Raw genomic sequence first — 25,994 nt, 5'->3', positions numbered from 1 at the left:
GTTGTCGCGGTTATTTCGGCATTTCGGCATCATACTTTTTCAAGGGCCCTTTCAAGGGACGAAATATATATTTCAGACATCCTGAAGTTTCCTCTTTTTAGCTTGTCCACGGCAAGCTTGTAGTCTATCTCATAGTTCTCCGTATAGACTCCATTTTTCTTCATCTCCTCTATCTTCGCTGACAGCTTGTCAAGCCGCTCCGTGTAATTCTTGTATAATGCGAGCTCCTCATCGGTAATCTTGTGGGGGTTATGCTTTGTCGGCCTGAACTCGATAAAGAAGGGCTTTCCGTTATTGTACTTCGGGTGCTGCACAAGCCCGGCCCCGACGCCCATTCTTGCAATCCTCTCAGCATACTTCTCACCGTACTTTGTCTTAACCTTGTCGATATCTGTAAGGGATTTGGTGTTAAGCTGAATTTCTGTGAGTACGTTACCGGCTATTGCCTCCTTGAAATCTGCCAGGACCTGGGAACACATGATTACGCCGATTCCCCACTTCCTGAACTCCCTTGCAGCCTTTTCAAGAGCAACGTAGCCGCCAGAGCCGCCGTACTTTTCCAAAAGCCGGTGCACCTCATCAAAGACAAGGATGACCTTAAGCTCAGTGCTCTCCTCCCAGCTCTCCTTGAAAAGAGTGGCTATTATGTTGTTTACGGCAACATCATATTCACCAGGCTTAAGCCGTCCCAGGCAGAAGACGGTAATCTCCCCCGGGTTTATGAACTTCTTTATATCCAGATTGAAAGTCGGAGTTTCGACATCATAGATAAGGCCCGGATAGGACTTTATGTCAAACTCGGTCATCCCAAATCGAGGGTACCTGCTGAGAAGGTTATTGTCCTTGCACGGCTTTACAAACCCTGTCCACTGGCTGGTCGGGTCAAAGACGATTACCGGAATCTTCTTGTCAAGCGCTTCCTCGGCAAAAAGGGAAGCGGCAACTGACTTTCCCGAGCCCGTTGCTCCTGCAGCTATCAGGTGGGTTGAAAGGTCTCTAGGATCATAATAAAACACATTGTCCCTTGCGGCAAACTTTCCGACGTTGAAGCCCTCCTTTGGGATAGTATTATAGTCAAGAGGGTAAAGGTACCTCTGCTGCTTTTCCTTCTCCTTTCTCCACATGCGGTAGTATCTGTACAGGTAAGTTCCAAGGACAAGGCAGATAAGCGCCAAAACGAGTACAATAAGCCCCACTGTAAGAGGGGACTGGAAAAGGGGCCTTAAGACATCAAAAGTCACCACACCCATATCTATATTCTTTCCATAATAATTAGCCCACACCTCAAGCGTGTAAGTTCCTTCTTCGCTCAGGTTCATCGGAAAGCTTTCGGACACGAGGACAGTTGTCTGAAGCGTGATATTTGTCCGGTTGGACCTGAAAACTTCGTTGTTTTGCGGGTCTTTTACATAGTAGGTGAGCGTTATTGGGTAAAGCTCCTTCTCTCCAAGGTTTGTAAGCTGCACATTGAACTCTAGCTTTCCGTCAGGAGCAATCTGGGCAGACCTCATGTTGACGTTCACCGTGAAAGTAGCCGCCGGAAGCTCAAGTATCCTTATGGTGACCGGAAGGCTTAGCTTCGACTCTCCAGACATGAGAACTACGTAACCTCCATAAGTTCCAACACTTATGTTTTGCGGGGCATTCAGCGAAAGGTTAAGTATTTTCTTTTCGTGAGCGGTCACGTTAAGCGAATCCACATCCAGCGAAACAAACTCCAGCAGGTTTTCGCTTAAGGATAGAGAAACTGAAAGGTTTTTTCCGAAATTATTTTTCAGTGATATCCAATACTGCCTTCCTTCTCCCGGGAAAAGGCGGACATCGCCAAGGTTTGTGTCAACCTCAAGAGGGAAATCCTTTGAGCAGTCCTCTGGGCAGTTGTCGGAGTTTTCCCCTAGCTCACAGACGCCGTTTCCGCACACGACTACAGGGCCGCTATCCTCCCCGGAATCGCTGCTGCTACTGGAACCAGATGCCGCAGGAGGGGTTGATGGCGAGTCCGGAGCAACTCCCCACTTGTATGGGTATGAGCTTTCTGCGATTGCGTATGCCGAAAGGTGGCTTGAAGAGAAGTTAAACACATTTGCGGAAATGTCCGGGTTCGAGGAAGACAGTGCAGACGTCCCGGCAAGATATGAGAATTCCCCGGAGTTGCACGTCCTGGCAGTGTAATTCCAGTCCTCGCAGACGAAAACCTCAAGAAGGTCCTCCGAGAAGCTTCCTGCATTCAGGGCATCTCCGTAGCGCACCGAGAAGTTTGCGCCCGTAAGGTTAAGGTCACTTTCAAGTGCAAAGGCAAGAAGGATGCTCTGGCGGTTTGCGGTGTCAGGCAGAAGGATATTCGAGATGTCTTCCGAGGACTTGTTTGCAAAATAGTCGAACAAAAACGGATTTTGGGTATCATTCTGCGTTATGTTGAAGTCGGCGCCAGCCACCACCATCTCATGCCCAAACATGTTAAGCTTGACGTCATAAAGCCGCTTGTGAAGCGTCCAGTTGTAAGGAGCGCCTGCAAGGGTTTTGTTTTCCATTCGGTAGGGCAGTGTCTGGTTGTATCCGCTCCTGTAAAAGCTCATGTTCGCGCTTATGGCTTCTCCTTTCGAATTGGTAAAGTTTCCCCAGACCTGCACAGGGATAAATACATCAAACCAGCCGGTTGTGCTGTTCTGGTGGGCTTCGGTGTCTATTGCATAGACAGTTATGTCGTAGTCTCCGTTCAGGTTCGGGTTGTGCATTGTAAATGTATATTTGTAGCTGTCGAAATCCCCAAATGACCTTGGGGTTGCAGAATAATTTCCTGCCCCAAGCGAGATATTCACGCCATCCGGCCGGGTGACTACCGCCCAGACAGAGGAAATGTTTTTGTTGTCTGTCACGTTCACCTCAAAGGAAACCTCGCTTAAGTTAGAAAGCATATTGACAAAAGAAGCGCTGACATTCGAAAACCATGGCTCAAGAACATCCTTGTAGATTACGGCATTTTCCTCCACGTCCGACAGGTCAACTCCAAGAAGTTCATAAGTTCCCGTGACCTCAAGGTCATTGTATATGGGATTTAGGGGGATGTCTGGGTAAGCGCAGCGGAGAATCCACCTGCTTGTGGAAGTATTGTACTCTGGGGCACTCGTGTTCTGGCACACCTGCCCGCCCACGGAAACATTCCAGGAAATATTGTTCGAAAGCGGAGTCGCCCCCAGCTTTGCCTCGACATCTATCACCAGGGTTTCATTTGCTTCGACTGGGTCTGGCTGGCCCGCGGGGCTTAACTCTGTCGGAGAGTAAATGTCTACGGTAAAGTTTATGACCTCAAAATAAAGCCCAAGCGACCTTGAAGCAGGAGTAATGTTAGCCACATTACTCTCCAAAAGAAGCGTGTAGTTGTATGTGCCGGTAGTGTTTGGCGAAATGCTGGTGTTGTAAAAAATTTCCACTACTCTGGAAGAAACAGGCCCAACGGTTACCTGAGAGGTAGTCTGGAAAATGCTTCTGTTAAGCGTCAGGAATTCTATAGAAGTGCCGTTATTTGGCGTGATTGTCAGGTTGAAGTCAAGTGTGCTGTTAAGGGTATTTGTAATCTCAAGCTCGCCAAATTTGTTAAGCTCCTGCTTAAGCCCGACTACCTTTGACAGGTTTGTTTCCGGCGCAATGTTCCAGTCAAGGGGCGTCACGTTCAAAATGAAAGGAAGAGTCGCCGAGCAGTTCCCTGTGCACCCCGGTATCGTGGCGGTAACATTAAGCCAGTATTCCCGGGTAGTCGCATTTGCAGGAATCTGGAACTGAAGAGTCAGGTTGTACGAGCCGCCAAGCGACAGGTTAGTGTAGTTGGCTGAAAAGCTGCTCCAGTTGATAACTGCTTCTGTATCCGTGCCGGAAAGGTTGAAATAGACGCTGCTGAGGTTTATATTTCCATAGTTCAAAAGAGTAAGGTTTATTGCGCCAGTTGTCGTCACTGGAACGTTAAGCGTCGCGTTTTCTTCCTCAAAGCGGACCTTCTTGCTAGTTTCAACAGCCAGCGTAAGGCCTTTCGTGGTGTTCGACCTGCTTGCGTCCCCATTCTGCCAGCTGGCATTGAAAACCAAGGTATAATTTCCCGGAGCCGTCAGGTAAGTTACGGTTACATTGACGTTCCTTGTGCAGTTCATCCCTGATGCCAGTGGAAGGCAGACTACCGGGGAGACAGCTATCCCGGAAATATTATTCGTGCTTACGCGAATGTCATACATGCCGCTGAGACCTGTATTGTTGAGCTCCCAGAGAAGGGGGAGCGTGTAGTTGCTGTCGAGTGCCACACTCTGGACAACTGCGCTTGTTGAATTCAACGTAATGTTTCCAGTAGTCACCCCGCTGTCGATAAGTATGAATATCTCCATGCCCGACAAGTTGCTTGAGTTATAAAAAATTTCCGGCTGTGAGGAAATGTTTGCGTAAAATGTGTAGTTCGACGCGTTTCCAAGTGTCATGCCAAAGTATGCCCGCCCGGCAAAATTGGAAGCGTTGCTTCCAATGGACGAGGAATTATTTGAAAAAACAATTGTGTGGTTGTATATCGGTTCTTCCGTGAAATTGTTTCCAACCTTCGCCACAAGGTCCACAGTGGCATTGCTCATGCACACAAAGCTTGAGCCATTGAGGGGATCTGAAGTGCAATAAATCGAGCTTACATTAAAGGCCTGGAGCTTTGAAAATCCCGTGAGGTTGAAAAGCGTGCCTAATGTTGCAGACAAGTAATATTCCCTAGTCGCTTCCGCCAGAATCTTCCTCCTTCCGACCTCATCCATTCCACTAAAGGTGTAATTGCTTGCCAGGCCCAATTCCTTCTTTGTGTTAAGCGACCGAGCAAGTGACTGCCCCTCATCAAAGTCGATGCAGGATCCGCTTGAGTTTCCAAAGCAGACATAGTCGATAAGCGCATTGACGTTCGACGGGTCGCCACCTCCGTCGCCTAAGTCGAGAAGCACTATCGAAACATTATTTGCAGAGGAAATTGAAGCACCAGTGCAGTTGGAAAGCGTCCAGTTTTCAGGCAGGGAGACATATCCAGTCCCGTCTGCCAGAGCCCTTATTTCCGAAGTAAGGTTGCAGGAATAGTTCCCCAAAAGGATGTAGAATTGCCCAGGGTACATCGTGGAATTAAAGTCCCCCCAGGCCTTGTACCTTATGTAAAACTGCTCAGAAAAGTTGAATCCGGGCAGGTTCTGGCTGAGCACCGTATAGCCGTCATTTGCAGAAATATTCGCGTAACTTACGTTCCCGTCAAAAGAAACTTCTCCATTGCATCCAACAATCCGGTTGCAAATCGAAGGGCTCCAGTCCGAAAAGTTTCCTGTGCCAAAATCTGCATTAAATAGATTGTAAGTTAGATTCCCATACTGAACCGGCTCCTGCCAGGTCAGGTTAAGAGTATAAGTCTTGCTCTGCCATGCAGACAGGTTCACGCGAAAAACAATCTCCGAGTAATCATCCATGTAAATCTTGCTCTTGTTCTCGGTTGTCTTGAAAGCAGTTGTCCACTGGTAAATGGAAAACGGAACTTCGCTTCCGTCAAACAAAAGATGCGTATTGTTTACCCGCCAGTCCGAGAGGTTGTAGCCCCCTGAAGAAAAAAGCGACCCTGGAAGGACCACTGTGTAATTCTGCCGTTCCTGCCCGCTAAGGTCTGAGAAGGTTACGTTCAAAACGCTCTTTCTCACAAGCGTCCAGTTGAGCGACACCCCGCTAAGCACTGTACAGGAGTCATTCACAACAGCAGTAAGGTTAACAAATTCCCCCACATAATAATTCTGGTCCTCTGGGCTGACAATTGAGAGATTCAGGCGGTCCCTGAGAATAACCGTTCGCCCTGCGCTTGCAGAAGAAATATTGTAATAATCCTCGCCCCCGGTTCGGGCAATCTGCACGCCAAGTTGTTTTTGGCCAACTGCAGAATCTATTCCAAGGCAGCCCGCAGAATAGTAAACAGAGCAGTTTCCCAGCAGAGTATTATTTGACCCAATTCCTGTAGCATTAAGGTCAAAGGCACAACTGTACTGGTCGGTTGAAACAATCCCGCCGAACTCATCCAGCAACTCGGCCCTGAAAACCGAAGCAATCCCGCGATAATAGGAAAAGTTTTCTGAGTTTGTTACATTCGGCCGAATCCATCCACGAAGCGTAATGTCAAGGCCTGTCGAATTGGCATCCTCATAGGAAGGGTCACTTAAAATCCCCATTATCCAATTCTTCTGTCCAGGGCTAAAGCTTTGATTGGGGTGAAGAGCTATCCTGCAGTAGCCGCTGGAGTTTGTAAGGTTTGTGCCTGAAAGCATCCCGCCCACCCAGAGTGCGCAGGAAGCGAAAGGCACACCTTCGGAAAGGTTGGTGTCATTTACAAACAATACTAGCTCTGTGGAGCTGTTTCGAAAAAGAGTCGTGCCGTTCCCCTGCGAAAAAGAATCATAGACCAGCTCTGCAAGATGCCTTTCAACAGTAAGGTTTCCTGAAGTGGAGTTTGCAGGAAAGTGGATTCCCTCCGGGGCTGTGGAATTATAGTCGTAGTACTCAAACAGGTATTCCGCATTTCCAACCCAGCTCTTGTTCGAGGAAACATTGAATTCCAAAAGCCCGCCAGTAGTGATAAGTGATGCGACCCTTGACCAGTTGGTCAGGTTCTTTACCCATAGAGTTACATTGACAAAATCAGACTCTGTATCGTTTACATAAACCGAGAAGGTGAGGTTTCCTCCCCACAGGGTTGAGTTGGGGGTAACAGACATATTGGTCAGGTTTGGCCTCAGGTTATACGAGCCGCCGGCAACATAAATTGACTGGCTGGAGGCGGGAAGCGCACTCTGTACCCACTTGAAAAACATTGCCGTGCCAAGGTACTTCTTGCAAACAGTGTAGTTGAAATTCGTGCAGTTTTTCGTAAAGTTGTATGCCGGGCTTGCCGAGTCGCAGTCATCCTGTGTGAAGTTTGGTGTCAGGTCGCAGGCGGAAGCGTCCATTACCTTCAGAAATTCTTCTCCCTTGATTCCCGTATAGTTTACCGTCCAGTTGAGTATAATGTTTGTAAATTCTTCGCTGGTCCCGTTAACGCTGAGGTTGACTGCCCAATTATAGTTTTCGGGAGCCCCTCCGGTAGAATAATATCCCGTCGAGTTTTGGATATCTATTGGGATTCCATATCCCATACCTTCATACCAGAAAAAGTAGGTGCTTGCCGGAGTGTCTATCGACTGGTTTGCAGCGAAAAAAAGCGGCGTCGAGGATATATCGCACACCTTAGTTCCAGAAACGGTTGTAACTGCCCTTGCCGTTCTGTTAAAATCGCACCTTGTCGCGTTCGGGTCAACGGCCAGGTAGCTTATGGAAACATTTTCAGCAGGGACTCCTGAAAATGAAAGGTTGTATGTCCTGTTTCCAACCTGCTCTCCGGAAGAAACTCCGCTGGTCCTTGACCAGACATTTGCGAATGGCTTTGAAAAAAGAGAGGAGGTATTGTAGAAGTACACCACGTTAAGAGCCGACAGGTTAAGCTTGCCCTTAAAGTCCGAGTGAAAAACCATTGGGACAAGGCAGTTTCCGGAAGCATCGGGCGAGCAGTTGTTCTGAAGGTAGCTGTTTATTGCAGATACTACTGAGGTGCCGTTTGCAATCTCTGAAGACCGGAGTTTTACATAGCTTGAGTTCCAGTCCGCAACAGAGTCATTTCCGATATCAAGCTTCAGGTTAGTCGGGAAATAATCGAAGTTGAAAATATACAGGTGGCCATCTCCAGCCCCAACCTCGTTTCCGGAATCTTCAGTCACGTTTCCGATTGCAACAGTAAAAACAAAAGTCTGAGTGACAAACTCCCAAATCTTTGTCCCATTATTGGAGAAAGCATAAACCTTCGGTTCATGGGTTCCTGCAACGACTTCATTCCCGGAAAAGTCGGTTACCGCTTCGCCAATCGAAACGCTGTTTACCTGCGCCCCCGCAGTATAATTCCAGAGAAGTGTTAGGTTTGAGTCGCTTACCGAAAAAGCCGCCACCTGATAATCCATATCTCCAATCACAAGCTCATCGCCAGCATCATCCGAGATATTTCCGACTGCAAGCGCGCTTATGCTTTTTGCCCAGTTGTACTCAAAGACCCTGCTCCCGGTCCGGTTAAGGATAACTATTCTTGTGCCTGTGCCCACTGCGATTTCCCTGCCCTCATCTGAGGTAAGGTCTCCTACTGCGATTGAAGCAATGGAGGAATTTGTCGAGTAGTTCCACAAAACCCCGCCTGTGGAATTAAGGACGTAAACCTTCTCGTCCTTGGAGCCTGCAACAACGTAGTTTGTGGAATAGCCAAGTGAATCTATTGCAACAGAGGAAACTTCGTTTCCCGTCTCGTATTCCCAAAGAAGAGAGCCGGAAGAGGACAAAAGCATCACTTTCTTGTTTGAAGAGCCAAAAACTACTTCGTTTCCGGAACTGTCCGTGACATTTCCAACAACAGTCGAGCCAACCTCATAAACAGGGCTAAGCGAGTAATTCCAGATGTTGCTCCCACTGCTTCCGTTGATTACAAATAAGCTTGGAAGCGCTTGGGACACTGTGCTCCGCCCGGACACAATCTCATTTTCCAAGCCACCAACGACGTTTCCGATTGAAAGCCCCCTCATATGCCCAACTTCAACGCCTGAAAGGTAAACCACATCCCTTATGTAAACGGTAGTTATCAGCCCCGTAAGGTTCAGGGAAAATGCGCTCACGGTTGAATTTTTCGGAAGGGATACATAGAAAGCATGGTAATCTGACTCATTCTGGAAATCAAATTCCTGCGTCGTGGAGGCATCGCTGAACCTGCTTAGAGAATAGTTTAATAGAGAGGTGTTGAGGTCCAGGGTAAATGATTGCTGCACTCCCCCAAAGGAATATATGAGGCCAACCTCGAGCACTGCCGCCAAAAGGAACATGAAAAAGACAGCAATTACACTTGTAGTGCTTTTAGCCATAATAAAAATGCATTTTTAATTATATCGCCAAAAGCCCCGCTCTTAGCGCCTGGAATGCATTTTCGAGGAAACCGCGGTTTCTTTAAGGGACTCTATTTCCGCCTTGAGCTCGCCCACAGACTTGGTGAACATCGATTCCTCATCATCCATCTTGAATGCGATTTTTTTAAGCTGTTTTAGCTCTGTTTCGAGGAGGAAAAGGTACACTATGACCGCCCCAAGGAGTATGAGGAGAACATTTGGATACTGCACAACCAGCCCATTGTAGGCGCCGTATATCAGCGTGCAGAACATTACCCCCAAAAAAACCATTATGGTGTTGTCTTCCATAATCATGACCCCTCTTTATGCGCATCCTCATGCGGCTTTTGCTCTTCTTCGGATTTTGTCTTTTCTGAGGAATTTCCCAGCGGCTTTTCGATGCCGTAGTTCTCGCTCATAAATGACCCAAGCTCCTTAACCGAGTCTCTAAGCTCCCTCAAGTCCCTTGAAAGTATCAGCTCCTCATCGTCCATCTTTTTTGCAAGTTTCCTTATCTGGCGGAATTCCGCTTCAAGGACGAAAAGAAACAGAAGGACAATCACGCACATTATGAGGACCAGCTTACTCAGCGCAATATTGAACAGGTCTATCCCAAAAAGAGCCACGTAGCCCGTTATATCTATCATCTTACCACTATTTCACTTTCCCTGGGCCAAACTATTCTATGCATTCTGGCTCGCAGGAATGCTACTCTCTGAGACCCTGCGGGTCTCGCTGCGTATCCTCTTAACGCCAAAGTAGAGTATGCCCAGCGCCAAAAGAAGCATAATGTAACCCATCCAGCTCCCCACAGCGCTTCCGCCTCCCCCGACATAAAAATTTCCTGTGCCGGTTGCAAGCGTGGCCATGTCGCTTCTAAGCCGGCTCTCTGCAATATACCTTCCAGCAGGAGCGTTTAAAGGCACGGTAAAACTCTCGGACAGGCTTGTTTTTGTTATCGGCTCAAGCTTGTCAAGCTGCTGTATGTTTGCGTAAACTGTATCCCGGTCAGGAGTGTAAACCTCTGTTTCAAGGTAAGGGTAGTTTACTTCCTCGCCACCATGAATGACGAGTATATCTAGGCTGACTATGGAGTTGGGGTCATACCTGTCCCGGTTAGGAGTTACAATGATTTTTGGGTAGGACTGCTTGTAACGGATAACCAATTCCTTTATGGCCTGAGGGCCAAAGGAAGGGATAATTGCCTTTATCGTGCTGTCACCGGTGTAAGAAATAGGGTTTCCTTCACCATCAGTTATGCTCAGGACACTTGAAGCGGAAATTGGCAGGTTAAGCTGAACATCGGTGTACTCTTCCTGCGCCATGCTCCTCATGAAGACAGACATCCTTAGCTCAACCATTTTCTCCTCAATAACCCCAAGAACCTCAATATCCCTGTCAGTTTCAAGAACCGGAGGGGTAAGTATCCTCAGGTCATAGTTCCTTGTCTCTTGAGGGTAGAGTTTTGTTGACCAGACCATCTGGCGCTTTCCGTCCTTTGTGACAAAAGCCACCTCCTCTTTCTTTTCCTGACCCATTTCGTCAATATAGGAAACATAACCTGCAGTGGTGTCCTCAAAGACCTCAGTTGAGAATTCAGCATCAACAAACTTGGAGTTGGGACTGAACACTTCAAAGCTCTTCACCCAGACAACGGGGTTTCCGACCTGGACTGATTTGGCCACCAAAAAGCCACCCTCTGTGATAATCGGCGGAACTTCCGGTTCAGGGACGCTTATCCTCACTACACCGTAGACGGTAGTGCTTATGCCTTGCCCTGTGGCAGGGTCGAAACCAGCGATTCCCATTGGAACCTCATAAAGCCCAGGGCTTGTGATGTTTACCTGGTACATGACCCTAACCGCCTTGCTGCTTCCAAGGGTCCAGCCAAGGCCATTTGCGCTTGTGTACTCGCAGGACCTGACTACCGTGCCGTCGGCAAGCGTCAGGTAGCCGGTATCATTTACGGAAATGTCTGTAGAGGTTGCCCAGGTGCTTCCGTCTGTGGAATTGTAGAAAAGTATCGCATTTGTAGAGCAGCTGAAGTTTGTTCCGTTAGGGACGTAATCAATAAACTTTATATTCGATATGTCCCCTCCAAAAACCTGAACTACCAAAGTTCCGTTAACAAGGGTCGGGGTAGCAGGATTTGCGACAAACAAGTCCTTGTAACCGACAAGTTGCCTGCCGGAGCTTGCTATAGTCTGGGGGCTTGGCGCTTCTGTCTCAGGTGTACCGCTTAGGGAGGTAATGGTCGAGTTTGCGCTAAACTGGAAGGAGTCTCCCGTTTCAAGGTCCGTAGAATCGTCAACCCCATAGAAGAGCTGTATTTTCTCTCCCTGGGCAAGGTATTTGTTAATCTTGGTCTGGCTGAAGTTTGCAATAGTGACCTGGACAAGACCGTTGCTCCCTCCGCTTGGCTGGGTTATTGTAACGGTAACGCCGTCGCTTGTCCCATTTCCGGTTTTTATTGTTTCCCAGGCAAGGGAAGTCGTGTTCCACCAGGAAACGACAATTGTGGTGTTCGTGATGTTAAGAGGGGTTCTCTGCGCACCCAGTGTCGTGTTCCTGGGCACAACGCTTAAGATAGTCATGTTCTTTATTGTCGCTTCCATGTCACCCTGATACTCGCTTATGTAGGTGACATTGACAGTTGTCGCAGAGCCCACAAGCAGGTATCCCCCCAAGCTAAGGGAAGGAATCTGGTCGACCTTGTAAAGCGTGGGAAGGTCAAGAGTCGTGTTTATGTATGAAACATAGTACTTGTAAGTATCATTCCAGTAAACACTCCAGTTAAATGACGAGGCAAGGTACGGCTTATTTCCATCAATCTGGACACGAGAGTTATTGCTGGAAAACGTAGCAGAATCGGTATAAAGCCGCCCGTAATTAGCAGTAAAGTTTGCAGGGGTGTAGGTTCCGCTCTGGAGGAGATTGTCCATGTTACCCGTGGTAACACTTACATTGTAAATCTGCCAATCGGAAATGTTATATGTGAGCATCGTCCCTGCACCCACCTGGCTTGAGTTCGAAGACAGCACGTGGATAAAGCCCCTTGCATCCCATATGCCTCCGCCGCTTCTTTCGGCCATGTCGATTCCCTGCCGGATGGAGCCCCGGGCAGTAGCTGCGGTTATTGTTATGCCCGTAAGGGCAGAAGTCTTATTATAAATTGCCTTAAGCCCCTTTTGGGAGTTGTTGTAGTCAAGCGTGAGGTTTGTGACCCCATTTGCAATATTTACTGTTTCGATAAGCGTTGCAGAGATATTAAACTGCTGTGTGCCTGATGCAGCAATTGTGCCCGTCCAGTTTATGCGATCATTGTACCCGTCGCTGTCAGAATCCTGGACAGTTCCCGGCGTGGCAGAGGTAATGTTCAGGGAATCAGCGCCGCCATTCGTGTCCGTGTCAAACAGAATCAGTATAGTGACTGCATCAAGCCCCGTGGATGTTGAAGGGTTGTAGGCAGTAATCGTGAAGTTCATCGTATTGTTCGACCCACCGGGACCGATATTGTCATAATCATAAAAGTCATACCCGCCACGGTCATTCGTGTAGCTTGTAACATTCAGCACTATTGCAGGCGCAAGGTCGCCGTCAGTAATCTTGTAATAATTTTGGTCTGCCCCGAAAACGGTATCATTTACATAGATCTTGGTCTTGCCCCAGATTGTCGGATATGAAGTGACGGTTCCCTGATATCCTCTTGCCTGCGCAAGGTTTGTCCCTGTCGTGCCTGAAAGAGTCACCCTGACGGTCTGGAGCGTGTCATTAGCGTTAGGAAGCGCCACTTCGACAAACCCGAACTTACAGGGGTTTACATTATCATTGCACTGCGCAAATGTGTCAGACGAAGCGGTGCCATTCGCGTAGTAATCTGCATAAACCGTCTCGGTAAGGTAAGAAACGGGGCCAACAAATGCAAGTGCCGGTGGCAGAATAAGAGCTAATGACAACAGAATGGCAAAAGAGAGTATGAGTCTTTGCTCCATAATACAACTACTCTACTTATATATATTCCCTTGTGCCAAGCCCTCTTGCGCCTCTTGTGATAATGTGGGTGGTTTTCTGGATTTTAAATAGGCAATAACGGTGAGAACTGCCAAAAGGGCTAAAGCTATGGCAACCAGGGGTGTGCTGTTTCCCTCTTTTCCAATAGAAAAGCTTTTTTCAAGGGTTGCTTCACCGTCCGGACCCTTGACGTCAGCGATAAAGAAATACTTCCCTGACGGGTAGTCTAAGCCAAGCTTTTGCTCGATGACAATCGTCCGCTCGCCCTTGATTGAAAGAGTCTGGCTTTTCTGGAAAATTGGGCTTTTTGCGCCCCCCTTCTCTATGCGGTAGCTTAAAAAGTAGGAGGATTCATTTTCTGCATTTTCCGTGTCTATGGTGAGAATCGCGGCCAGGTCGTCTCCTTCAAGATAGGATTCCTTTGAAAGCTCTAGCGCGCAGATACTTTCCGCGAAGGCGGCCTGTGCGCAGACAATTGTAAAAAGCAAAAATGCCGAAAACGCCCTTACAAAAACCCCCTGGAAAGTGTGCGCGCCCATTTATTTCTTCCTCATAAGCACGACAAGGTTTATGGCGACCAGAAGCCCGATAAGGATGTAAAGCCCATATTCCTTAAGGAATCCCGGCTTTTCCTCGCCTATGACTTCAAAAGTTTCAGTTGATAGCGCCTCCCTTCCGACATAGGAAACGTAGCTTTCGAAGACATACTTTCCTGACTCCGTGCTTTCCGGCACTTCCAGCTCAAGGAGCTTTTCCTTCTGCTCCACGACGGCAAGAGTCTCGCTTTTCTCGTTTATTGTCCTCCCCTCAAAGGTCTTTATTGCGTAATTCGAATAGACATCTACCTTGGCCCTTGGCCCGCCCACATTTATTATCCGAAGAAGCCCCTTTGCAAGCTCTCCCGGCTCGACTTTCTTTGTAAGTATCTCCAGGATTACGTCAAATGAAGGCACATTTGCGTTTGCGTACATTTCCGTCTTGACAGTCCTGTTGTAGATGGGGTCATAGGCGGAGATTATTGTCGGAAGGTCCCACTGCCCGCCTCCAAGCACCCAGAACGAGTAGTTGATAATTATTGACTCGTTGTTTCCAAGCTGCCCCGGCCAGGTAACCCCTGCCACCGTGAAGTTGTAGATATAAACCTCCCCATCGTAATTGCCTGGTAGAGTCACGCTATCAACGGTGACATTGTAGTCGTCGCTTTCAGTGAGAGCATTGTAAGTGCCATTGTACCAGTAAACCTGCAGGTCGTAGATTGTCGAGCCCTCTGGAAGGTAATCCGAAAACAGAATGTTCCCTACGGTCCCGCCAATGGAAGTCACGACAATTCTTGCAGAGATGTTCTGTGGGTTTGCCAGGTCTACGGTGAGGTCCTTATATCCCCTGAGAACCACTTCCGCACAGGTGATGGTGGTGTTAAGCGTCCTGTTTGCGTGGCTTCCGTCCGGACTGCTGATGTTTCCAGTTGTTATCGTCGAGCGCGAGGAGTCTGGCTCAAGCGCTGAGGAGTTCATTAGGTAAGTCAGGACAAGAGAGTCGTTTTCTGAGAGGTACGAGCCAAAACATGCGCTTGTGTTCGAGCAGTTTATCTCAATCCGGGTGTTGTTTTCGCCCGGCAGGTCAATTATATCTATCGTCACGTTTTCCGTCACGTTAGTTTCAGAGTATGGGCTGTACTTTTTCAGGACAAGGCGTATTGACGACTGGTCAAGCGAGAAGTCCCAAGGCACTTCATCGGTGAAGTTGAAGAAGCTTACCTCAGTTGAGGATTTGTTGATTTTCAGGGTAGTTGTGACATTCAGGTTTTCCACTTCATAAGATACCAGAAGGTCGGGCACAAAAGACTTCGAAAGGTAAAGGTCCAGGGTAGAGACATTGAAGTATACTGTGTCAAAGCCCAGGTTTCCTGCAGTGTCGTTTGCCCATACGGTTAGGTTATGCTCGCCATCCGAGAGGTCGGAAAGAGTTGTGTTTGCGCAGTCGGTTAAGGTTTGGTTGGCTTCTCCATCAAGCGAGTACCAGCAGGCGGAAATTCCAGAGCCGGAATCGGTTGCCGTGTAGTTGAGGTCGACTGAAGTTATTCCGTAAGTTGTGTTTTCTGGCGAAACGATTTGGACTGTCGGGGCGGTGGTGTCCAGAATGAAAGAGTTGCTAGTGTCTTCCTCCATCGTGTTTCCTGCCAGGTCTTCTGCTGCGGTGACGTTGATTGTGTAGTTTCCGTCACCTGTCCCTGTAGTGAAGTTGTACCAGCCAACCCATCTTGTGGAGTTAAACCAGCCGAGGGCGGTTATCGTATATTCGCTTGAGTTCTTTATCTTCACTGTCGGGTTTACAGTCTCGTTCATGGCTTCGGAGAAGTCAAGTGTGAAGGTTACGTTTCCTGCTGCTACGGGTGAGGTGTCGTTTAGGGTTAGAAGGAGCAGAGTTGGGGCAGTCATATCAACATAAAGGTATCTTGGGCTTGTCTCGGTGTAGTTGATTGTGTAAGCTCCGCTTCCCAGAGTGTCATTCGCCCAGCCATAGTAAGTGTAGGTGCCCTCGGTTAATCCTGTTATGTTTGAGTAGAACTGCCATTGAGTGTCAGAGTATTTCTGTAATGAGGATTCGTAGTGGAGCATTATTTCCTCTGCGGTTAAGGAACGATTGTAGATTCTGACGTCGTCGATTGTGCCGTTAATAAAATCCAGCCAGGCCCTGTCCCAAAATACGGCACCTATTGAGGTATAAGACGGCGAACCGACAGTATTCACGTCGGCAAACCAATCACCGTCATTCTTACCATCGCCATTTATATCAGTTAACGTCTCTTCTTTTCCGTTCACATATAACCTCCAGACAGTTCCGTTCGACCACCAAACGACATGATACCATACCTCCGTTGTTAGAACCGTACTGCCACGAGTTATATCCAAATCGGTGGCCGGACCCTCCCGATCGACAAAACCGAAATAACAATTGCCGCCAGTATTCCTTATCTCCAAACCAAAAACACCCGAATTATCTGCGTCCCCCCCGTAACCCAGAATTTTATAACTTGCGGCAGTCAAACCCTCCAATTTAATCCATGCTTCAGCAGTCCCTTGAGAGGAATTATCGAGTTTATCCTCACCGACGACAACATAATCATCCACACCATCAAACTTCAAAGCCGAACCGAACCTCCCATCCGTCGTCCAGGCAGGCTCTCCAGTACCCTTGAAAGTCCCGTTGTTGCCGTAATTTGAGAAGTCCTCTGTCGTGTTTCCTGTGCCCTCGTTGAAGTTCAATGCCAGGACAAGGTCTTCATTGTCGCCGGAATAGGTAATTGATCCATTTCCTGCATCGGCGTCAAACGTGTGGTTGGTGCCGTTCCAGTTAAACACGAAATTGTCGGGGTTTGGCTCTTCGATTGAGATATTTGCCTCTGTCCAGTTTCGGTTGATTATTGTCGCGTTGTCCTCTGTTGGGTCAGTGAAGTTCAGGACAGGCGCAATGGTGTCTATCCTTATGGTTTCGTTTTTTATCGACTCGACATTTCCCAAAGTGTCGTTTGAGCGGAATCGTATATATGAGACGCCTTCGTCACTTATATGGATATTGGACGGAGACTCCTCCGAGCCGACTGAGGATGATGGTTCGGGTGAGGCGTATTTGCGGACACGGACATCATCTATCCTTGAACTTGATTGTGCCTCTCTACCTAAAAAGCCGACATAACGGTTGCTAAAAGAGGTGCTGTCTGACGCAGTTATCAAACTCGACCCATCAATTTTGCCCTCCAAATCATCGTCAAAGTAGGAAAACGAATAATCATGCCATGAGGTATTCGCATAATACCCATAATAGTCCAGATCCGTTTCAGATGCGCCGATATCTCTTGACATTCGGAACGTGGTTATTGCCTCATCCATATAAATTCTAAAGCCATTGTTTGGAACGCAATACGTTCCTCCCCCCAACCCGTCCCAATGCAACAAAGACCCCACCTGGCCGGCATTGGATCCATCTCCATCCTCAAGCATACCTTTATACTCGATTATAAGGTCATCATAAGAAATCTCATTCTTTGATCTCAGGTATGGACGGGCACTATTGCTTCCTCCCTGGACCAGTCGCAGATAACCTCCAGTTTCAGATACCGAACCTGCACCGCAAGAATAAGACTGCCACTTGTCCGTGTCGAGACTGGCGTCGTTAAAATCATCAAACAGGAGGAAGGTACTATCCGCACTGCTTGTTGTACTCACGCCGCTATTGTTGTAATACATATATACTGTCGTGCTCGTGTCTTTCTCAAGGAACGGCACCTTGACCCAGATAGTTGCATTCTGGGTTGTTGCGTTCCAGGATTCTATCCAGTAGGAGCATTCGGTTTCGGTGCCGGATGTCGAATTATAATAAGTGAACCTTGTCGCGTTCATGTCCTCCGTCCAATTGAACCCCAAACCTACATTCGACGAGTTCAGGTCAATCCTGACCTGATAATCCGTCAGATTCTCCGCTGTGTTGGATATCGATATCGGCGTCCGGTAGCTCCACGAACCGTAAAGCCAGACAGGCGTGCAGGTATTCGTCGTATCAGTGCAGAACATCGTCGTGTCACACCCAAAGCCGCTTCCGTCATTGCAGTTAAGCGTAACATTCACGTAGTTCGAGCTTGTCCAAGTGTTGAAAGTGTAAGGTGTTGAGTCGTTATTTACTGCACTCGCTGTGGTCACCGGGGTGGTATTGTCAACGGTGATTTGCCTTATTTCACTAAGGTTGACAATACCTGCAGAGGTACAGTTGATATACCACTCAAGAAGCCCGTCAGGAAGGAAGTCATCTGCGGTGATAATTGTGGGGGTGTTGTTCTGGACTGAGGCATTCATTCCATAGCTGCTTTCGTTCACGAAAAGAGTACAGGAATAGGTCAGTTTGGACCCATTGACTGTGAAGTTGAAGTCCGGCATATTGTTGCTGGTGTTCGTGTCGTTTGCAGGGGCGTTGAGGTAAACGGAAAATTTTGAAACCGCGCCAACATAAAGCGTCCGGTACATCGCCCCATCAGTGAAATCCTGGTTTCCAGCAGTGTCGTTTCCCCAGGCGTAATATGTGTAAGTCCCGTTTACAAGGTCAGTAAGGTTTGCGTAAAACCTGTACTTGTCGGGCTCGTACTTTGCAAGCTCGGACTGGTAGAGGAGCCAGATTTCGCTTGAGTTGAGGGAGCGGTTGTATATGCGGACTTCGTCGATTGTTCCGTTGAAAAAATGTCCTGTAGCATCATACCGCCCAATCCTTAGACCCCCACCATCCGCCAGTATGCTTCCTGAAGCAGAACGATTATAGGACAACCCACCATTCAGATATACTGCTAAGTCGGTACCATTGTAGACCCCAACAATATGATTCCAACCCAAATTCAGAGTTTCTGTATGTCCCACCTCATCAGTGTAATAGGCACCTGCATCAGTTTGGACAAATATTTCTGGCCGGTTCGATGCGCTGATGTACAATAAATAGCGATAATATGGCTGCTGTCCCTCTATAATCCCTTTGTAGTCCGAAGGCAAACTTGAAAGATATAACCACGACATTAAGGTTAGATTCCCTGTAGGACCAAGACTCGAATCATTCCCGCAATCAACATAGTCACCCGTTCCGTCAAACTGCAATCCCAGATTGTACTTCCCTTCTGTGTAGTTTGCGCCGTAAATCGTGCCGTCGTTTCGGTAGTGAGAAACATCCACCGCTAAGGAGTCATTCTCTCCAATTTCAGAAACATTGTTGAAGTTAAGCCCCAAGATCAGGTCTTCATCATAAATCGTATAGTTTGTCCCGTTCCAGTTGAACTTTAAGGCATCTATGTTCGCCTTGTAGAGTATTGTCGTATTTATCTCTGCATAATTTTCCTGTGTATTGTACTGGTCTGGGTGGGTTGGCTCTACAAAGTTGAGTTCAATTGGGGTTGTGTTCACTATAAAGGGACCTAAATGAATCGTGCCTCCTATGCTCTGGACATGGTCACCATTGTGAGAAATAGCATGAAGGTACCAGTTTCCATCCCAGGTGGCGTTCAGCTGCGTTTCTAAGCCGTCCCACTGGGCATCGCTTGAGGAAACTACCGACCTCGGATTCGTGTCCCAAAGGTAATGGAAGTGGCTGGCGCATCCCGGAGTGGAAGTAGTTGCTGTAAAGTTGATGAGATTATTCATCGTGACCTCAGAAACATTGTGCGTTGTCGAATTCAGAACGGGGTCTTCGGGTAGAGTATATGCCGAGACTTCGCTTGTGTTTGCCGTGTATACGCCATCCCCGTTTTTGGCCATCACCTTATAGGTGTATTGGGTATTGCAGGTAAGATATGAATCAGTGGTACCGGTTCCGGTATCCTCATAGACCGAAGTGTTGTTCCTGGAGAGGTTGTAGTATGTCCCGGCAGGGTTTCCATTGGCATTCCACTGGACAAAGATTTGAGTGGGGTTAAGTCCTATTGCGCTCAGGTTGGTAGGAATATTTGCAAGAGTGTACTTGCAGGTTTCGCTTGAGTAGCTTGCGACATTTAGCGCATTGTCCCTTGCCGTTACCGCATAGCAATACTGTGTGTTTGGTGCAAGGTCTATATCCTGATAAGAAGTTGCAGTTCCCCACCCATAATCAGTGGCATTGGTATGGTCGGTGGTTTCGTTGACATAGTAGGGTCCTGTCGAGTGCATGCCGGTTATGACGGTTGCGTTTACAATATTCGTCCAGATATTTCCCTCCAAAAAATTTTCAATAAATTCTTCCAAGACTTCTTTTCTGGGAAGAGAAGTGTCGTAAACCATACCATACTGGAAGAAATATCCATAACCCGCAGTACCTTTTGCCTTGTATAACGCAGAATCCCGCCAAGTGACATTCTGATAGGCAAATACCTCAACCTCACTTGCTTTTGCCGTATCCGTCAATCCTACCGGCCGGTGAGTCAAATAAGAAGAATTCATGGAAGGCGTGTAGGTCGCCCCCGAACTCGTACGGGTGGTTGTATCCGAACTTGAAATAATATCTAAAGCGTTGTCGGAGATATAATTTATTCCCTCTGTGCAACCATTCACTTCATCACCCGTAGCATTTATCCGGCCATAAAACGACCAATCACCTGTCCAGATAATTATATTTCCATTCTCGTACCATTCTTCCATCTTAGAACCGTCGGTTTCGCAATTATAGACCTGTTCAGGTCCCATATCCAACACAAGAAGAATATCTGGATGCGAGTCGGTCATTCTCGCATCCATCCAATCTATTAGGTCATCCTGCTCATCGTAGTCATACGCCACGGCACCCATATCGAGATTGCTTAGAAGGTAATCCCTAACATCATTCTTTTCAGAAACGGGCATCCAGTTAGTACCACTAGTCGAAGAAAATATGGCAACGTCCCCCATCCCCTTGACATTGCCTTCGCTATCATAGGACTCAATATAATAATAGTACGAGTTTCCGTTATCAGAAACCGAAGACCAGGAGACATTTAGCTGCGAGGAGCTGTGCGCAGTGACATTTGGCGCAGCTTGCGTGTCCGGGGCAGAAGAGTCATTTCCGTCGGTGTCTGAGAGGTTGTTGTCCAAGACTAGAGGAGTGACCGTAAGGTCATCAAAATAGAAGCCAGGACCGCTGACTGCCCACCAGGAACCGTAATAGAAATACTGGAGACTTTGTACATCAGTCCATTCATTTACGAAGATATCATCCATATACCCTTTAGTGGATGACCCATCAGAGATCCAGGTGAACTTATGCCAACCCGTGCTTCTTGAGACTCCAGAAACATACCATGTGCTGCTTATTCGATAAACATAATTCGTCGAAGAGGTTCCTGTGGCCACACCCATCATGGCCGCAGTCGCATCGCCATCAGCAGGTCTGGCGACAATCGTGCCTGTAAGGGAAGTATTGTCGTAAAAATATCCTTCCACCCGATAATTGCCTTCTATGCTGAAATTCTTTAGAATATAGGTATCCCCGTCATCCACAGTCTGATAGACTTCCACCGACTTTGAGCCGGAAAGATATTTGCTTGAGGTGGTTCGGTTTACAGAAGTGGAGGAAGTAGAGTATATAGTCCAGCCGCTCAGGTCGGTCTCAAAATCATCCCAAAATCCTGAAACCGGCGTGTAATTCCCGCCGCTCACATTCGTCCTGAAAAGCCCATATTTCGACCGGCCCTGGATCTCAGCATCACTGAGCGCCCGCGACCAGATTCGTACTTCGTCGAGCTCTCCCTGGAAAAAATCTGAAGGAGTTGTTGTGTCCCATTCCTGGCCGATTGAAACCTTATCTGTGGCTGAAAAAGCGACCATGCCGTTCATATCGGACTTGACCTTTTCCCCATCCAGATAAAGGGCAACTTCCTTGTTGGAAAGGTTATACCTCAGCGCGACATGGTGCCAGTTTCCATCTGCAACGCTTATCTGGCTGTCGATGTCTGCAGTTCCGTTAAAAGCGTCAAGTTTTCCGCTATAGGTGCAAAGAATCATGACATTGCCTCCTGCCGCTGTGTTCCTTCCGACAATTGTGTCTCTGCCCGACGTGTCGGTGGTCTTTATCATCGCCTCAATTGTGAAAGAATCAAGGAATTTCCCCGCAGTAGAATCAATTGCCTGGTAATCATCAACCCCGTCAAAAGTCATCGCGCCTCCAAACATTCCAGTGGAATTCCATGTCGGCTCCGGCCTGTCAAGCGAAATCTTGAGGTCCGTCATGGCCGTGCCGTTGGGGTAGGTGAATCGAAAGTGAAAGCCCCAGCCGCCCCAGCCCTCATCGACTTTTACCATCACACGGTTCCAGCCGCTCCGGAGAGTTACGGTCTCTATGTTGCTGTCTGCAATCGAGCCCCTTGCGTAATACCCCTGGTGCACCTTGTCGCCATTCACCCAGACCTGAATTCCATCGTCCGAGCCGAATCTTGCCTGGGCAATCCGGGCAGTCGGGGCATAGACATAGGCAAAGCCGTAGGCAAACACATACTGGTTTACGGCATAGATTCCATCAAAGTCTATATAGGTGTCAGCGTCATTTTGCTTTGCCCAGTAGACATTTGTAGTGGAGCAGGTATTGTTGCCGCCAATTGCAGAGCACCCTGTGTACGGCCCGGCACCAGAATATGGTGTTACAGTCGCTTCTCCGCCAAGGGCATCAATGTCCCTGACCGTGCAGACCGAGTCACCTGCATCATTACCTCCCGTGTTGTCATAGACATCATTGTAATTTCCGTCCCTTGCATAATTGTCAAAAGGCCCGACAATAAGCCAGTCTTTGATGTAGCCGCTCGAGTCGGGAGTGTAAGTCGTTACGTTCAAAAAGGCGGCATTATTCTTGGAGCCGCTTGCATCAGCGATATTGAAGCCAGCCCCCTCATCGAAGTGCCACTGGCCGACAAGCATCAGGTTCCTGATTTCGTCTGCTGAAAGAGTTCGGTTGTAGATTCGGATGTCGTCGATTGTGCCATTCCAATATTCAGCATCATTTATCTGCCTTCCGACATATGCCTTGCTTTTAATAAGGCTCCATGTTTTTGCAGTAGGCCCAGATAAAAGAACACCATTACCATAAAGGCTTGCGTAGGTCCCATCGTAAACCAAGCAAACATGTTTCCATACGTTGATTTCCCAGAAATTCGAAAAGGTAACGTCATCGCCGTATCCTCCACCATATAGAGTCGCACCATTCAACCCTATAAACATCGCTTGGCTTACTGAAGCACTGCCATATGCAAAAACCCATCGGTAGTTGCTCGATACAGTATTCGTTTTCGCCCATGCGCACATCGTCCTCGCAGAAGTACCGTTCGGAAAAGATGAGGGATTGCCAAGATCAACATACTTATTTACTCCATCAAAATCCAGCGCAAAGTCCCCGTGAACCCCCGAAATCCAGGCAGGACCATTAGTAAGATTTCCATCATATCCGTTTCCGGAATTGTCCTTTGCAATAAGCCCAATTCCTTCCTCAAAGTCCCACCTGCCGACAAGCCCGTTATTGTCGGCATCCGGCATTATCTCATCATCTGACCAGGTCCAGTTCAGCTGCACCAAGTTATTGGTGTTGTCACCTTCGGCAGTAAGGTTGGAAGTAGAGGGTCCAGTCCTGTCGGGGGTCGAGTCGCAGACCGTTGCAGACATTGAGGCGCCATTTCTCCATTGCCCCTCCATAGCTGAGGCCTCAATTTCGGTTTCTGATAATATGCGTGTGTAGATACGCACGTCATCCAGGTTTCCGGGGAAGTTCTGCGAGTTTGCTGTTGTCCCTGAAGACCCCATGAAGAGGTTTCCCGTATAAGAACCCACAGTGGTATTTTGGTAAGTGCCACCGCGCAGATATTTCCCATTAAGGTAAGCCTTTAATTCCTTTGTGGAGGATTTGTAGGTATAAGCCACATGGTTCCAACCATTAAGGTTAAGTTCGCTATTAAGGATATTGACCTCGTCACTTGTGCTTGCGGCCTGATAGATTCTTAGTGCCATGCGAGAGCCATCATGATAGACCATCCAGCCCCCAGCATAGTCAGTCTTGAAAAGAACGCCTCTCCATACACTAGGCGTTTCGTTCAGCTTGGCAAAAAACTCAATAGAGAAATCTGTGCCCGTAAGCCGCAGTGAAGAAGCGTCCGTAACCTGGACATATGAATCTGTCCCGTCAAAATCCATGCAATAATCGCCAGCAATCGTATTGCTCTGCCAGGTAGGGCTCCCAACAGCAGTCCCGGTGCGGCTGTTCCCCGACTGGTCGTGCACCGTTGTGCCCGTCCCTTCCTCAAAAATCCAGTGCCCTACAAGCCCGCTTGAAAGGGAGCCGTAATCCCAGTCACTGTGATGGTCATAGCCATTGAGTTTATCCTGAACCCTTGAGCGATAGCAGTAATTCAAATTGTCTTCGAGGGAAGTGTGCGCATATGAAGAAGAAGTTGTGAAGGTGAGGTTTCGGGGATAAGGATAGATTTCCGACAGAAGGTAACTGTAGCCAGTAGGAAGCGTTCCCGAAAGCGAAACGTTTACTTCGCCAAGCTCTGAATTAAGAGGCTGGTCTGTCTTGGCATCAGGAACGCTTTCGGGGTTCGCGACGCTCGCGCAATTATTTGAGGAGCAGTACTGCCCCATCTTGCAGTGTGCATCGATTGCACAGTCCTTCCAGACGCTTGAAGTCCTTATCTGGAAGTTGTCGATATATCCAACTGTTGTTTGATATTGCCAGGCCCTAAACCTCCAGGTAACACCGGGATGCATCCTGTGAGAATACTCTCCATACACTGAAGGGTTACTGAGCTTCCATACCTTCATGTAGGCATTTCCCCCGTCAACTCCAAGAATCGCGCCATACCACACTCCCGTTTCAGCACCTGAAATTAAGGTCTTTGGGTTGTACCACCCGACACCGTCATAGTACTGAACCCGGATATTTCCACTATTATCCTCCTGAAGGCACCATCGAAGAGAACTGTCAGACGGTTCCAAAGCAGCGATATGCCAGCTGCTAGTGGCCGTCCGCTGGAATTCAAGATACACTTCCTCACCGTCAGTAATGTCAGGTGTTGTCTGATACACCGTTTTATAAGACGTGCCATTCCCCCACATCTTAAGCACGTTCTCGCCGCTCAGGTCAAATGGCACGGTCTGGAAACTGTCGTCAAAAGTCCAAAAAGAAGTATTCTTGGTGTCAAAGGTGTCAGTTTTTGTGGTAGAATAAGTGCAGACATCCTCATCATCATCGCCGTCAGCATCACTATCAGAGTCCCTGCCAGTGCAGACGTCCTCATACGTGCAGTCTGTTGAACGGTCGCAACAGGCAGTCGAGTCGAGCAGAGACAAATCCATTCCAGTACCTGCAGTAGACGTAATCTTGTGCTCATCAATATCATCGCCGCAACAATACGAGGAAGCCAATTCACCCCCTAAAGCCCAAAACCCAGTACCCTTCAGGCAGCTGCAGTGCTGGGTATACAGGTCGCCGTCCATATCATTTGTCGAGAATAAGCGCAGGGTTCCAGTATCGTCATAATCATCTTCCATTGCCCAACCATAAAAATAATTTGGAATCCTGCCTACAAGGCAGCTTCCGGTATTGTCCCAGTTTGTGCTTGACGAAGGGTCAAACTGGCTGTCTGCCCAGGTAGAGTCAGAACATGCTATCGTTTCCTGATTCATCACTTGGTAAGTTGAGCAGGAGCTATCGGCATCACAAACATAGACTCGGTTAGAGCAGTTGGTAGAGCAGTCTGATCCTGAACCGTCGCCACAAACCTGCCCCCAGACAATAAGAGGCATTGAACAGACTGCAACAAGAACCAGAATCCCAAAAAAAGCCCACTTAGTCACCATCTTCAAACCCCTCTGCCAATAATAAGGGCAGAACATTTCTTTGCAGGCAGTCCTTTGCCAAGGTATCCTCAAGAAAACACAATTTTTCATTCCCTGTGGGGTGCATCCTTATTGTTTTGCTCCCCATGAGCCGGTAAAGGTGGTTTGTGAGAGTCACTCTCTCGACTCCAAGGCGCCTCGAAATAGAGGAAATATTAAGACCGCCACGTTCAGTTTTCAAAAGCTCTACAATCCGCTTCTCGATTCCATTCATCTGCTGCACCCCCTATCCGCCAGATAGCAGAGCTTGGCAATGCCCACCTTCCTTATCTTTATCCGGTTTTCACCCTCCAGCTTGTAGACATACTTTGTCAGCGTATGCCTGTGCACCTCAATCCAGCTGGCAAGCTCCAGTAAGGTAACCCCTTCACTGTTTTTTTCCAATATTTCAAGTATTCTATGCTCTATGTCCATGGTCTGTTGGACACATATGTCCATCCAATAACTAAATTTGCATTCTATAGTTAAAGGCAATAAGTGGACAAACCAGAGCCAGACCGCCTATTAAACGGTACTGGTGCTGGATGGGGAATGATCCCAAATCGTTTCAATGCCAAAGGCAATCCTGGACGTGAACCGATCACACTAAAATGAAAACTCCCGATGAAGATAGTCCATAACCTGCAGATTTGGCAGAATA

General features: G+C 48.0%; 8 protein-coding genes. All 8 read right to left on the bottom strand.

Annotation, left to right across the window (positions count from 1 at the left end; translation table 11 throughout):
• Positions 1-29: 29 nt before the first annotated feature.
• From JW727_02855 to JW727_02820, 8 genes are read right to left on the bottom strand one after another with little or no spacing between them, the layout of a single operon-like run.
• On the bottom strand, positions 30-8,966 hold the full coding sequence (locus JW727_02855) for a PQQ-binding-like beta-propeller repeat protein (GenBank protein MBN2094964.1): 8,937 nt from the start codon (positions 8,964-8,966) through the stop codon (positions 30-32).
• A gap of 42 nt (positions 8,967-9,008) precedes the next feature.
• The gene (locus JW727_02850) at positions 9,009-9,296 is read right to left on the bottom strand and encodes a hypothetical protein (GenBank protein MBN2094963.1); all 288 of its coding nucleotides are present in this window, start codon (positions 9,294-9,296) and stop codon (positions 9,009-9,011) included.
• Between the two features lie 2 nt (positions 9,297-9,298).
• On the bottom strand, positions 9,299-9,634 hold the full coding sequence (locus JW727_02845) for a hypothetical protein (GenBank protein MBN2094962.1): 336 nt from the start codon (positions 9,632-9,634) through the stop codon (positions 9,299-9,301).
• A gap of 36 nt (positions 9,635-9,670) precedes the next feature.
• Positions 9,671-12,979 carry a hypothetical protein gene (locus JW727_02840; protein MBN2094961.1) on the bottom strand — a complete coding sequence of 1,103 codons (3,309 nt, stop codon included), beginning with the start codon at positions 12,977-12,979 and terminating at the stop codon, positions 9,671-9,673.
• Positions 12,980-12,991: 12 nt separating this feature from the next.
• Complete coding sequence (locus tag JW727_02835) at positions 12,992-13,537, bottom strand: hypothetical protein (protein ID MBN2094960.1); 546 nt, start codon at positions 13,535-13,537, stop codon at positions 12,992-12,994.
• Positions 13,538-25,315 carry a DUF2341 domain-containing protein gene (locus JW727_02830; GenBank protein MBN2094959.1) on the bottom strand — a complete coding sequence of 3,926 codons (11,778 nt, stop codon included), beginning with the start codon at positions 25,313-25,315 and terminating at the stop codon, positions 13,538-13,540.
• Positions 25,305-25,568 (bottom strand): hypothetical protein, encoded by a 264-nt coding sequence (locus tag JW727_02825; GenBank protein ID MBN2094958.1) that lies wholly within the window; start codon positions 25,566-25,568, stop codon positions 25,305-25,307. The genes JW727_02830 and JW727_02825 overlap by 11 nt, the downstream gene beginning before the upstream one ends.
• Complete coding sequence (locus JW727_02820; protein MBN2094957.1) at positions 25,565-25,792, bottom strand: hypothetical protein; 228 nt, start codon at positions 25,790-25,792, stop codon at positions 25,565-25,567. Before JW727_02820 ends, JW727_02825 begins: the two co-directional genes overlap by 4 nt.
• Positions 25,793-25,994: the final 202 nt, after the last annotated feature.

The organism is Candidatus Aenigmatarchaeota archaeon (assembly GCA_016932615.1).
GTDB lineage: Archaea > Aenigmatarchaeota > Aenigmatarchaeia > QMZS01 > QMZS01 > JAFGCN01.
Note: the sequence above shows the minus strand (reverse complement) of the source record. Positions and strands in the feature narration are given on the sequence as shown.